Source organism: Rhodopirellula maiorica SM1 (genome assembly GCF_000346295.1).
In the GTDB taxonomy this organism is placed as follows: Bacteria; Planctomycetota; Planctomycetia; order Pirellulales; family Pirellulaceae; genus Novipirellula; species Novipirellula maiorica.
In genome coordinates, this window is sequence record NZ_ANOG01000329.1 from 1 (window position 1) to 14179 (window position 14179).

General features: G+C 55.7%; 7 protein-coding genes. 1 reads left to right on the forward strand and 6 read right to left on the reverse strand.

What is annotated here, in order from left to right:
* The 6 genes from RMSM_RS10625 to RMSM_RS10650 all read right to left on the reverse strand — a co-directional run.
* Positions 1–979: HEAT repeat domain-containing protein (locus tag RMSM_RS10625; RefSeq protein WP_008695226.1), on the reverse strand; the 979-nt coding region annotated here is incomplete at its 3' end.
* Positions 980–1022: 43 nt separating this feature from the next.
* A complete protein-coding gene (locus RMSM_RS10630) occupies positions 1023–2486 on the reverse strand; it encodes a DUF1501 domain-containing protein (protein ID WP_040765496.1) in 1464 nt (487 codons plus the stop codon).
* Between the two features lie 63 nt (positions 2487–2549).
* Entirely contained in the window at positions 2550–6056 is a 3507-nt protein-coding gene (locus RMSM_RS10635) for a DUF1553 domain-containing protein (protein WP_008695228.1), read from the reverse strand.
* A 222-nt stretch (positions 6057–6278) separates the two neighbouring features.
* Complete coding sequence (locus tag RMSM_RS10640; RefSeq protein WP_008695229.1) at positions 6279–10172, reverse strand: oxoprolinase family protein; 3894 nt, start codon at positions 10170–10172, stop codon at positions 6279–6281.
* Positions 10169–10588: a hypothetical protein gene (locus tag RMSM_RS10645; RefSeq protein WP_008695230.1), complete on the reverse strand. Its 420-nt coding sequence runs from the start codon at positions 10586–10588 to the stop codon at positions 10169–10171. The genes RMSM_RS10640 and RMSM_RS10645 overlap by 4 nt, the downstream gene beginning before the upstream one ends.
* The gene (locus tag RMSM_RS10650) at positions 10585–11385 is read right to left on the reverse strand and encodes a zinc ribbon domain-containing protein (RefSeq protein WP_040765491.1); all 801 of its coding nucleotides are present in this window, start codon (positions 11383–11385) and stop codon (positions 10585–10587) included. The genes RMSM_RS10645 and RMSM_RS10650 overlap by 4 nt, the downstream gene beginning before the upstream one ends.
* 291 nt (positions 11386–11676) lie before the next feature.
* Here RMSM_RS10650 and RMSM_RS10655 point away from each other — a divergent pair, with 291 nt between their 5' ends.
* The gene (locus RMSM_RS10655; RefSeq protein ID WP_008695232.1) at positions 11677–13722 is read left to right on the forward strand and encodes an ATP-dependent DNA helicase; all 2046 of its coding nucleotides are present in this window, start codon (positions 11677–11679) and stop codon (positions 13720–13722) included.
* Positions 13723–14179 lie beyond the last annotated feature (457 nt).

Sequence of the window (14179 nt, forward strand, 5' to 3'; positions counted from 1 at the left end):
GTGACATCTCTGCTTCGGCCGTGGCAACATCGGATCGCAGTTCGGGGTCAATCTGTTCTCCCAGCCCAAGTTCATCCGCATACGCGATCGCTCGCAACCGGGCGGCGGGATCCGCCGTCAATTCCAATAGTCGCTTGATGCCTTGTTCATCCTTCAACCGAGCCAGCGCTCCGGCGGCTTCACATTGCACACGACGATGTTTCAGTTCAACGGTCTGGTTCAATTTCCCAATCGATGATTCGTCGCCGATCAACCCTACCGCGTCACACAGTGATACTGCCAGCGACACCGCTTCGCCCAAGGTCGCTTGCACCGTTTCGACATCATCACCAAAGGCGTGTGGGTTCTCTTCGAATCGGCCCAGCCGACTGCTGACTTCCCCCAGCAAGTGGTTGAGCATTGCTAAATGATCGGCCGCGGGATGCGGCGACACGTTGCGTTCACGCACCAAGAAATTGGCGAGATCCAAAGTGGGCGCCGCCAGCGACGGAAATTGCAAACATTGCAGCAGCCGAGGAAATACAATTGCTATCTTCCATTGACGATTTTGCATCAGCGGGCTGATCGCATGCGCGGCATCCATCCACTTTTGCGGCGGCGACTGCTCTAAGCGATCCATCAAAACCGCCAGCGATAGATCGGACTGGATCATCGCCAACAACTGCAACAGCAAATGACGATTCGGAGTCGCTTCGGGCAATGCTTGATCAAGCCGCCGGATGTGCTCGGGATCCACTGTGGCAAACGATTCGCCGCGACTCTCTGCGGCGGTTCGAATCACACGGCCGTGCACGACATGCAACAGTCCGCCTAAGATCGCGGGATCCGAGCGACGCACGAGGTCCTCTTGCTCGCTCAGTTGCGAGATCAGATCCGCGCCTTGATAAGTCTCGTTTTCGGCAAGTTCTCTTAATCGCCAACCCGCCGCAACGGGATCCGCGGACGGGCCTAGCAGGGCAATAAGTGTTTCGTTTTGCAAAGTAGATCGTGTGGATGAGAGTTTTTGACTGACGGCGAGCCGATCAACTCAAGATCTCACTCACCACTCGGGTTTCTTCGACCCCTGTTAAACGTTGATCAAGACCAAGAAATGGATAGGTAAACCGCTGATCATCAATCCCCATTAGATGTAAGATTGTGGCGTTCAGGTCATGAATGTGCACGGGGTCTTTAACCACGTTGTAACTAAATTCGTCGGTTTCGCCATGCACCACCCCTCCTTGGACCCCGCCGCCGGCCAACCAAACGGTAAAGCATTTGGGATGATGATCGCGACCATAATTGGTTTTCGATAATCCGCCTTGGCAATAAATGGTACGGCCAAATTCACCGCCCCATACCACCAGCGTGTCATCAAGCATCCCCCGTTGCCGCAAATCGGTCAACAGTGCTGCCGAGGGCTGATCGACGTCGCGACACTGATTCGGCAGATCTTTGGGAAGCGCCCCGTGTTGGTCCCAGCCGCGATGGAAAATTTGGGTAAAACGAACCCCGCGTTCCGCCATCCGCCGCGACATCAAACAACAATTTGCAAACGTTCCCGGTGTCGTCACGTCCGGACCATACATATCGAGAATGTATTTCGGTTCGTCGCTGATGTCTGCCAAATCAGGCACACTGGTCTGCATCCGAAACGCCATTTCGTACTGCGCGATACGAGCATGTGTTTCCGGATCACCGATCCGGTCCGCAGTCGCCGTATTTAATCGTGACAGCGAATCGAGCATTCGGCGACGCACGGCCGGATCGACGCCCGCGGGATTGGACAAATACAGCACCGGATCGCCGCTGCTGCGCAGGGCCACACCCTGATATTTGCTGGGTAAATATCCGCTGCCCCATAGACGATTGTAAAGCGCCTGCGCTTCTTTACGTCCCGTCCACGACGCGGTCATCACGATAAACGCAGGCAAATTCTCGTTCTCGGTTCCCAAGCCGTAGCTCAACCACGACCCCAGACTCGCTTTGCCGGGCAATTGATTGCCCGTACAGATGTACGTGATCGCAGGATCATGGTTGATCGCCTCGGTATACATCGATTTGACCAAGGCAATCTCGTCGACTTTGCCAGCCATATGAGGAATCAACTCGCTGGCCATCGTTCCCGCCGCCCCGTGCGGCGAAAACTTGTAGATGCTCGGAGCGATGGGAAAACGTGATTGACCGCTCGTCATCGTGGTCAGCCGCTGGCCTTTGCGAATCGACTCGGGCAGATCCTTGTCGTACCAATCGGCCATCGCGGGTTTGTGATCCCACATGTCCATCTGGCTGGGCGCCCCAGACATAAACAAATAGATCGCCCGCCGAGCTTTGGGGGCATGATGAGGCAAATTCGGCAATCCGCCGACCGCACCGCGATTGTCAACCGCCGCGGGTGCCGCTGAGGAGTCGAGTGATGCCAGCGCGGCGGCTCCGATCCCGGCCGACGATCGCGAGAAAAAAGCTCGCCGCGTGAGTTGTTCCCAGTGCTGATTCGTTTGCATCATCGTTCTCGTTTTGACGTTTTTCGCTTGGTTCGTATTTGATGAGTCGGCTGACAACCGATCGGTTTATTTGTTCAACACTTCGTCCAGATTCAACAGCGTGCTGCAAACCATCGTCCAGGCGGCGGTTTCCGCTGAGGACGTTCCCACCAATTTCTCGGCGGCTTCAGGCTGCGATGCATAGTGCTGCATCAGATCCTCGGCCAACTGAGTCAACTCGCTTGTTTCGGCCTCCGTAGCAGGCCGCATCGTCACTCGCTCGAACACCCACTGGATCTTTTCTGCGGCGGTTTGCAGATCCGATCGCTGAGCGACTTGTTGCCCCAATTGCTTCGCAGCTTCGAGAAACTGAGTCTCGTTCATCAACAACAGTGCTTGCAGCGGTGTGTTGGTCCGCTCGCGTCGGGCGATACACGATTCGCGACTCGGTGCGTCAAAGGTCGATAATTGAGGCGGTGCACTGGTCCGTTTCCAAAACGTATAAACGCTACGTCGATAAACTTTGTCGCCATCATCGGCTTTAAAACGAACCGTATTGCTTCCGGAATAACCCACCGCCAACCAAAGTCCCTCGGGTTGAGGCGGTTTCACACTGGGGCCTCCTAGTTGATCCACCAACAATCCCGACAACGCTAACGCTTGATCACGTAGCATCTCGCCATCGAGCCGGAATCGAGGGCCACGTGCCAGCAATCGGTTGCGTGGATCCACCTGCAATTGGATCGGACTGGTTTTCGCCGATCGTTGATACGTGTCACTCATCACGATCGATTTCATCAAGCGTTTGATGTCCCATCCCTGCCGACGAAAATCGACTGCCAACCAATCAAGCAGCTCTGGATGACTCGGTTGTTCGCCTTGGCTACCAAAATCTTCGCTGGTTTTGACTAGCCCCGTGCCAAAAATTTGTTGCCAGAACCGGTTCACTGCGACACGGGAGGTCAATGGATGCTCGTCGGATAACAACCACTTCGCCAAGCCCAATCGATCTTTGGGATCCGCTTCGTTCATCGCGGGCAAAAACGCGGGCGTCGCCCGTGAAACCTCGGGGCCAAGTTGGTCGTAGGCTCCTCGCAATAAAATATGAGCTTTGCGGGGTTTCTCGAGCTCTTTCCAAACCAAGGTGGTGGGGAACTCGCTTTCCACTTTTTCCTTCGCGGACGCAATTCCCTTGACTTGGTCGACGAGCACTTGCCAATCGGGGTGAGTGCAATAGACGCTGCGGTAATACGTTCGCAGCGCTTCACGATCCGCCGCCGAGCGTTCGGTTTCGGGCGTTTCCAACAACGTGGCGAGCGACGGAGAAACCTCCACAATCGGCGATCGATAAGCGTACGAAACTAGCGATGGACCATCATGGTTGACCACCTTGATGTACAGATCGTTGTCTCCCTTTTTCAAATCCAACTCGATCTCTTTGCCGAGCGGATCGATGTCCTGCGAACCTTGCGAGATCGCGACCTGTTTTCCATTGAGATAAACGACATGCCCGTCACTGGTTCCTAGCAGCAACGTCGTTTTCTGTGCGGCCGGAGATGTCACGGTTTGGTGCAGCAAATTCACGCTGCCGTGATCGGGCACGGTATCGAGCGAATTGACGCGGACTTCGGCAATGTCGTCACGAAGTTGCCATTGGTATTGATTCCCCTCGAACGTAAAGGTCTGGTCCGCATCAAAGGCGGCGGCTTGAGAGGCAAACGATTGTTCGTAACTGAGTTCAGTCGTCGCTACCGCAAATGGACCGACGCTATGTAGCGGTCCTCGCTGAATCTGCTTTGATTCGGGTGCCGCTGGCATCGTCTCGGACAACGACAATCGAACCGTGCGGAATTGATGTTCTGAAAACTGAGACTGGTACTTTAAACGTACCCGCAATTTCGCTCCGTCGGTTTCGCTGAACAGCGTGCCCAGGTCCAACCACGCGGTGCGACCGCCGGTTTGCTGGTGTCCCGCGGCCGCCCAACCTTCGTTCGGTTTGATCTTGCCATCGATCGCATAGCTCACCGCAAAGGCACCGTTGGTTTGTTCGACGTCGGCGATCGCACTGCGAATGGGAACCGGAATCCAGTTCTCGGGATCATCTCCGTGTTGCATTTCCAACACAATCTCGGACAACACCACATTCCCATTGGATGACAATCCGACGCGTTCTTCGGGCGAATTCACCAGTGCTTCTAAACGCAGCGATCTCCAAGGTTTGCCTGCGGGCAAGGGGGTGAGGATCGTCGTCGTGTCTTTGGCAGCGACCTTGCCGACGACTTCGACGGCGTCGTCCTCGCGGATACGCATTTCTACTTTGGCATTGGACACAGCCGATTCGGGTGCTAACACGGTCCACTCGGGCGGTTCGCTATTGCCGAGACTGCGTTCCCACACGAATTGAGCTTGATCCACGGTTTCGATAGGTCCGTCCATCTGCGCGCGAATTTCGCGGAGCGCCTCATCAAACTCAGCAATTTCGTTTTTCTGGGCCGCTGTGGGAACCTTGATCGATGGCGCTGAATCTTTGACGTTGCCGTCCATTGCTTTGCCATCAAGACTGTTGAAGAACGCGGACAGCGAGTAATAGTCGGTCGCCGTGATTGGATCAAATTTGTGGTCGTGACATACGCTGCAACCGGTCGTCAGCCCCAAGAAAACCGTGCCAAACGCATCGGTGCGATCAATCACGTTGCGTGCAAACACCTCTTCGACAATCGAGCCGCCTTCGTTGGTGGTCACGTTCAAGCGATTGAAACCGCTGGCGATCTTTTGCGAATCGGTCGCATCGGGCAGCAAGTCACCAGCCAATTGTTCGGTGATGAATTGATCCATTGGCATGTTGCTATTGAATGCATTGATCACCCAATCTCGGTACAGCCACATTTCGCGGTAATTATCCAGATGCAATCCGTGCGTGTCACCGTAACGCACCAAGTCCAACCAATAACGGCTCATGTGTTCGCCGTAATGGTGTGACGCCAGCAACCGGTCGACCAAATGCTCGACAGCATCAGGCGAGGTATCATTAAGAAAGAATTCGGCATCGTGATCCGACGGTGGCAAGCCGGTCAGATCGAAACAAATCCGTCTCAACAGCGTTCGTCGATCGGCGGGGTCGTTGGGTTTTAGCCCGACCTGTTCTAACTCGGCATTGATAAACGCATCGATCGCGGTGGTTGCCGAATGGATCTCGACGCCATCCACCGTGGTTTTCTGAGGCGTCAGAAATGCCCAGTGCTCGCTATACGTCGCTCCTTGATCCACCCATTGCTTGAGCGTTTCAATTTGTTCGCTGCTGAGCGGTTTTCCGAACTGAGGCGGCGGCATCAACATGTCGGCGTCATCGGCCAATATCCGCAAGATCAATTCGCTGTCATCGATTTCGCCCGGCTGGACCGCTCCTAAAACACCCTCGGATGTATCCAGACGCAAATCGGCTTCGCGATGTTCTTCGTCAGGTCCATGACAAGCGAAACAGTGGTCCGACAAAATCGGACGCACATCCCGGCCAAATTCAATGGTCTTCGAACAAGCTAGCGGGGCGAGCGAGAGAACGAGCCCAAAACAGATTGCGATTCGAGCGGGAATCATGGATGGCTTTCCTGGCGACGGAGGGATCCGAATTTGGGTGCGAAGAACGTCGATTTTGTGGCAGGGAATCGACGCAGAGCATAGGTGGGCGTGGGCTCTATTATAACGTCTCCGGCAGCCGCCACGGAGCAAAAGCGGCTCACTAGCCCTTTCCCCCAACCGTTATCGCCCGATAATGCGAATTAAACCTTACGATCGAATCATTTCTCGTAAAACCGCATACTACGGGTTCCCGCCCCCGCCACCTTCGCGGCGTCCCCAACCGCCACCACCGGGGGTCTCGATGATCAAACGATCGCCTGCGTCAACCTGAACCGAAACAGCCCATGGCAGCAGCTCGGATTTTCCGGATCGGATCAGAGTGTTTTTGCCTACCGCAGCATCATCGCCCCCGGCTGCGCCGTACGGTGGACGCGTTCGCCGACCGGTGATTAACGACAGCGTCAGCGGTTTTAAAAATTCGAACTCGCGGATCATGCCGTCGCCACCGCGACGAAGTCCTGCGCCACCGCTGCCATGGCGAATCGCAAATCGATGCAATCGCAGTGGCAATCGGCTTTCCATCACCTCGGGATCGGTGATCCGCGTGTTGGTCATGTGGGTGTGAACCGCATCGGCCCCGTCATGATCCGCGGTCGCGCCGGAACCGCCTCCGATGGTCTCGTAAAAACCAAACGTTTCATCCCCGATCAAAACGTTGTTCATCGTGCCTTGTGATGCGGCCGCGACCCCCAGAGCCCCCAGCAACACGTCGACCACGCGTTGGCTCGTTTCCACGTTTCCGGCGACGACCGCCGCACATTTGGCGGGATCCTCGTCGGCCGGTGGATTCAACAAGCCTGAGGGGATGACAACATCGATATCGCGTAGCACTCCGTCGCAAAGCGGTAAATTGGATCCCGACACCATGCGTACCACATACAACACGACCGCCGTGACAATCGCCTTGGTGGCGTTGAAACCGAACGGATGCACCGACGCCGTACCGGTAAAATCGACCTTCAACCGATCACCCTCGCGATGCAGCGTGACCGCGATCACGGTGCCGTCATCCAACGCATCGGTAAACGACATCGGCGCCTTCGGCAGCGTATGAATCCAGCGTTGCGCGGTGTCGCCAGCCACCTGCAACAGTCGCTGCATGTAATAGTCAATCTGTGACACCGAATAAGTTTGCGACATCTCGATCAATGCCCGCACACCATCTTCGCCCGCAGCACGCTGAGCCGCCAAATCAGCCAAATTTTCTTCGGCGTTTCGCGATGGATAACGACCACGGTTCAGCAACGCCCTTAAATCGTCCTCGTAGTGAACTCCTTCGCGCACCATCGCAGAGTCACGAATCAGTACGCCTTCCTCGGCCAACGAAGTCGCATCGGGAGGCATCGACCCAGGCGTGCGGCCACCAATCTCGGCATGATGTGCTCGCGAGGCCACAAAAAAATCAGGCCGACCGCTTTTGATCGTTCGATCGCAAAACACCGGCGTCACCGCCGTGATATCGGGCAGATGCGAGCCACCGGAAAAAGGATCATTGCTGAGATAACAATCCCCCGGTGACATCGCCGGATAAACACGGATCAATCGGCGAACGGTATGCCCCATCGCTCCCAAGTGGACCGGGACGTGCGGGGCGTTGGCAATCAACGCGCCATCGCCGCGAAACACCGCGCAACTGTAATCTCGACGTTCTTTCACGTTCACGCTGACAGCGGTGCGACGCAGCACTTCGCCCATCGAATCGGCGATCCCTTGTAACCGCCGCGCCACGACTTCCAACAGCACCGCATCATTTTCGGGCGTGGCATCGTGATCCGAATCCGACTCGGATTCACGCCGCAATTCGATCACGCCGCCGGCAAGAACTCTGCCAACCCAATGAGGCTCGACTATCAACGTCGAATCGCTGCTGATAATCATCGTTTCAGTGGCAATGATGTCGCCTTCGCGAAGTTCCGAGCGTTCGATCCGATCACAACCACTCCATCGTTTTGGCGGCTCGTTTGACGAGCTGTCTGCCGAACGGATGACCGTCTGCTTGTCCAGTGATGTCGATGGCAGCAACTTGGCCTCGCAGCGAATTGCGACCAATTCCAACGGACGACCGGGTTGGTTGTAACCAAAGGTTTGCAAGTGTTTGTCATTGAACCGTTTGCCCAGAGACTCGGATTGGGCAAGGAGATCAGACTGGTCGTGCTCTGCATTTTCCGGCATGGGGTGATACGCAATCGGCAGCGACGATTCGGTGCCTCGATAGCGAACATCACATTCAAAGGAATATTGCACCGGCAATGAATCAACATTTTCTTCGGAGATCAGCGATTCCGCTTCGCTGCGCAATTCATCAACGATTCGCGAGATCATGCCAGAGGATGCGTCATCCAGAGGCGAATAGACACCTCGCGTCACCACGCGGCCGATATCCGCTAGCCCCATCCCCAGCGCACTCAACATACTGGCGTCGGGGTGGTCAATGATCTGGCTCATTTTTAGCGAGTCGGCCACGCGGCACAGATGCTGGCCTGCCGCGCCACCAAAACCGACCAAGGTCATCTGGCGCACATCGTTGCCTTCGGCTGTGCTGACGGTGCGAACGGCTTCGGCCATGTGCGTGACGGCGATCTGCAAAAAGCCTTCGGCGAGCGTTTCCATGCTGGGAATTTCCACTGAATCGGGCAATCGTTTTGCCACTTCCTCGATCCTGCGTTTGGCGGCCAATTCATCCAGCGGAAAGGGAAACCGGTCCACCGGCAATCGGTTCAGCAGCAAGTTGATGTCGGTAATCGTCAACGGCCCGCCCCGTCCATAACATGCCGGGCCCGGGTCAGCCCCAGCGCTGGCAGGCCCGACCGCCAACCGTCCAGCGACGACGTCGCAAATCGACCCGCCGCCGGCCGCGACGGTGCGGATGTCCATCATCGGTGTCAAAACGCGAAGTCCGGCGACGCGTGATTCGTAACAACGTCCCACTTGTCCTGTGTATCGACTGACATCGGTGCTGGTGCCTCCCATGTCCAACCCGATCGCCGCTTTCGAACCAATCGATTTGGCAACCGCCCCAAGCGCCACCACTCCACCGGCCGGCCCCGACAAAACGCTGTCACGGCCGCGAAATGTCTCGCCCGCGACCAAGTTCCCGCCGCTGGTCATCATTTGCAATCGACACGTATCACGACCGCCAAACTGATCCCACACCCTGGAAACGTAACTCGCCAGGATCGGATTTAAATAGGCATCCAACGTCGTCGTTTCTGCGCGCGACACCAATTTGATCAATGGCGCCACCTCGCTCGATCGGCTCACCTGATCAAAACCAAGCTCCGCAGCCATCTGCTGAGCAATACGCTCGTGTGTGTCATTGACATGCGCATGCATCAAACAAATCGAAAGCGATTCGGTCCCAGACGCCTTGATCTGCAACAAGGTTTCTCGCAGCGCCGATTCATCGAGCGAACGTAGCACGTTGCCCTTGGCGTCGATTCGCTCTGGAACCTCGACCACATGCTCGGTCAACGGAGCGTGTTTTTTTACCGCCAACGCAAACAACTCTGGCCGATCTTGTTCGCCAATTCGCAGCACATCCGCAAATCCCTCGGTCACCAGCAGCGTTGTGTTGGCACCGCTGCGTGTCAGCAGTGCATTGGTACCCCGCGTCGTCCCCAGACGCACAGCCAGAGCGGGAAGCGGATCGCAAAGCCGGCACCCTAGCAGCAATCGCGATGCGAGCACTGGAGCTTCCAATCGAGCATCCAATTCCATGACAAACGATCCCGAGCCCACTTCAGCCTCGGCCTTGGGATCGTCGTCGCCTTCGACCGTGATGCGGTTCTCACGTGCGTCAAAGCCAGTCACCGTTCCGATTTCGACTGCGACTCCATCACCACGCAACCGCAACGCTCGACAACCATTCCAAAAATCGTCGGGCAGCGGATGTTCGGTTGCAGCGGAATCGAGTTTGAATTCGTGTTGCGACCGTTCGCACCGGCTGGCTTTCACGCGGACTTTTCCGCTGCTCAGCACCTTGGTCGATCGACGAACGTCGTCAACAACCGCAAAACAATCGGTAAAGGTACCACCGACGTCGGCCCAAACTTGGGTAATGGAATTCGAACTCAATTTTGCTGGGGTGGATTATGGGGAGGCGAGTAGACGGGCATCGAGTCTTTGGGATTGTCGATCGCCTGATTGGTTAATAACAAGTAGCCGACTGCAAACATCAGCATCGTCAACGGCATCGTCAGCAAATGCCCTACATAACATGCCGCAGAACCCGCCATCGATAACACCGTCGCAACGATGACCACCAACAGCGACGTGACTTTATTATTGATCGTGATGTTATAGCCCACTCGCAACGATCCCAAAGCCGATGTCTTACCATCGCTGACAACGAAGATCCAAGGCCAAAGCAACCACTGAGCTACAAGCATCAAGACCACCGCCACTATGACTGCCAAGATCCCCAGCCCCAATGCGATCACCCCACCCCCTTCGAAACTTCCCACCAACGCAAGCACGAGAACGACGATCACGCTGAGCAGACCGAAACCCAACAGCAAGGCAAGCCCCCACCAGCGAAGCGAAGGACGACGATCATCGGCGGCATCAATTCCGAAAGCGGACTCGGTTGATTGCGAGCCACCGCGAGTGACACACGCGCAAAACCGACTGTCGTATAACAACTGACAAAAGCAGCAAACGGATAGAACAACAACATCGCAATCAACAGGAAGGGACCTGCGTTGGGTAGAGCACCGTTTTCCATCATGCTGCCCAATATCGAAAGCACAAAAAAGGGCACCCCACCCACCACGCTCATAGCCACCAACAAGATCAAGGTTGCCAAGAGCAGCGGTGACCAACGCGCCCCAAAAATCGCCAACGTAGGCGAGACAATGTCCTCGATCGGACGTTGCACGATCTCGGTATCGCCCAACAGCAGCACTGGATCCGGCGAATACGCCGTCGCTTGATATGGATTGATGGGGCGACCGCTGGCGGATTCCATCGTCTCGCTTGAACTTGCGATCGGCGTCTGAAAGGGATGTTCGCTGCGTGGTGGTTTCGGCGGCGGAGCACTTGGCTCGCTCGGCGTTGCCCGCTGACTCGACACAGGCTGCTCACTCGAAACGGGCTGCTCACTCGAAACGGGCGGCTCGCTCGAAACGGGCGGCACAGCATCCGGCGAAGCTCCTGGCTGGCTTCCCCCAGTCTCTCCAATCCTAAAAGTCGCTTCGCAAGCAGGACATTTCGCCATCCGCCCCATTGCTTCGGCGGGCAATTCGAGTTCGCGGCCACACGACGGACAGGGCTGACGATGAAGACTCATAGATCACTCGACACAACCAGAGACAATGCAAGCAGAAACAAAGCAAGCGGAGGGGCTCATTACAAGCGTTAGCGTGTCCCGATGCAACCACGCGAGCACGATTTCGGCGGAAACATACGCTGTGGTAACAATATGAAATACCCGGCCATGCGGCAAAGACGCATCGGTGGGTGTCGGGTAAACTGAACCATTGATACTCGCCCTTTTTTCTTGTGAGTGCTATTTTGTGCGTCTTACACACCGTCCGTCTGGCGACACACTCCATTCCTTTTTTCCTAGCGACCTGCCTCGTTGTCTGAGAATCTTCAATCCGAATCGATCCTGGGCGCGGACGGCAGCATCTCTCGGCGTCTAAAAAACTTCACGCCACGTCCTGAACAATTGGCGATGGCACGCGATGTGGAAAAAGCACTTCGCAACGAACAGCATTTGATCGCCGAAGCGGGAACAGGCACGGGCAAAAGTTTTGCCTACTTGGTGCCCGCAATTCTGTTTGCGACCGAACAACAGGGGCTACCCGAAAAGCCGCTGTTGGATGTCGAAGACGAAAACGACCCGGGACGCAAACGCCGCATTCTGATCTCGACCCATACGATTAGTCTGCAAGAACAGCTGATCCACAAAGACATTCCGCTGCTGAACAGCGTCATTCCTCGCGAATTTTCCTCGGTGCTGGTCAAAGGCCGCTCGAACTATCTTTCGCTACGGCGGATGAACCGCGCCGCCGCGAAGATGACGTCGCTGTTGGCCAACGAAATTCAGTACGAACAAGTTCGCGGGGTGCTGAAATGGGCCGAAGTGACCAATGACGGGTCACTGTCGACGATCCCCAATCGCCCCGACTCGTCGGTCTGGGACGAAATGAAAAGCGATACCGGCAATTGTCTGGGCCGCAAATGCCCTCATTTCAAAGACTGCTTTTATTTCAAAGCACGTCGACGAGCTAACAACGCGGAATTGATGGTCGTCAATCACGCGATGTTCTTTAGTGATCTGGCGCTGCGGCAACAAGGCGTTTCGATCTTGCCCGACTATGACGCCGTGATCCTAGACGAATGCCACACGATCGAAGCGGTCGCCGGGGATCATCTTGGTATCCGTCTGACCAGCGGCCAATTCGACTACCTGTTTGACAAACTGTACAACGACCGCACCCAAAAGGGATTGTTGGTCGAAAAGCAGTTGCACGGGCTACAAAAGCAAGTGGAACGATGCCGTTTTGCTGCCACCAACCTATTTGCCGACATTCTCGATTGGTGGGAAAACTCGGGCACCCGCAATGGACGCGTATTGCACCCCGGTGTGGTCGACAATCGCGTCAGCCAACCGATGGAAGCACTCGCGCGATCGCTGCTTGAACAGGCCGAAGGACAGAAGGATGAATCCGAGAAAAAGGATTTCGAATCGGCGCACGATCGCATGATGGCGCTCGCCGGTGGGCTGCGGCAATGGATCAACCACGATCTTGACGGTGCAGTGTATTGGCTAGAGCGAAGCGGATCACGCCGCGGTCTGGACCGTGTCACATTGGCGGCGTCACCGATCGATGTCGGCGCGACACTTCGCGAACATCTGTTCCAAAGCAAGATGATTCGCAGCGTCGTGATGACGAGCGCCACACTCGCTACGGGTAACGATGACAAGTTCAACTTTTATCGCTCGCGAATCGGACTCACCGGCGGGTTGTCACTCCGAGTCGGCAGCCCGTTTGATTACAAAGAGCAAGCAAAATTGGTGGTCGTTCGCGGATTGCCGGATCCGTCGAAAGAACGTGCCGAATTTGAAAAGGCACTTCCTAATCAAATCAAACGTTTTGTCCGTCACAGCGATGGCCATGCATTTGTATTGTTCACCAGCTATGATTTGCTGAAACGATGTGCGACCGCTTTGACCCCTTGGTTGGCCGAAAACGACTTGCTGCTCTATAGCCAAGCGGGCACACAGAATCGCACGCAGCTGCTGGACGCGTTTCGCCGCAATCCAAAGGGAGTGCTGTTCGGCACCGACAGTTTTTGGCAAGGTGTCGACGTTCCTGGCGAAGCGTTGACGAACGTCGTCATCACCAAGTTGCCGTTTTCGGTGCCCGACCATCCACTGTTAGAAGCCAAATTGGAAGCGATCCGGGCCAGCGGACGCAATCCGTTTAACGACTATCAATTGCCCGAAGCGATCATCAAATTTCGGCAAGGGTTCGGACGCTTGATTCGCACCCAGCAAGACAAAGGCATGGTTGTCGTGCTCGATCCACGACTCGAGAGTAAACCGTACGGACGCGCGTTCCTGCAAGCGCTTCCGGAGATGCCCGTCAAACTGACCTCCGCCAACGCGAAAAAATAGCGTCCAGCCGATGATCGCTAGAGTGGGCTGCTAAGCAGGAGTCTCTGCGTACATTAGCCGCTTTGGCGCTTGCGGCTTGTTGATTTAATCGAAATGCAAATCGTATTATTGAGCCGAGTGCCGTAAGGCACCGGGAAATGCGTGGAACCCGGCCGCTGACGCGCGAGCGGCTCATCAAATCAACAGCCCGCGAGCCACGGTTCCAACGTTCAACCGGGGCCAGCGTCCAAACGGAACGCTGTGAAGCATTTTTTCGTAGCGAAACTCGCAGAGAGTTTCGGTTTTACTCGCACGGCCGAAAGTCTCCGCGACTTTCGCTACAGTAAATTCGCGTTTTCCTTATAGGCAGAAATGCTTCACAGCGTTGGCCCACACGGCTAGCGGGATTTCACTCAATGATTCCTGACTACCTGATTAAAACGTTGGAGTTGTTGTGATTTTTGGTTGCGTAACTTTT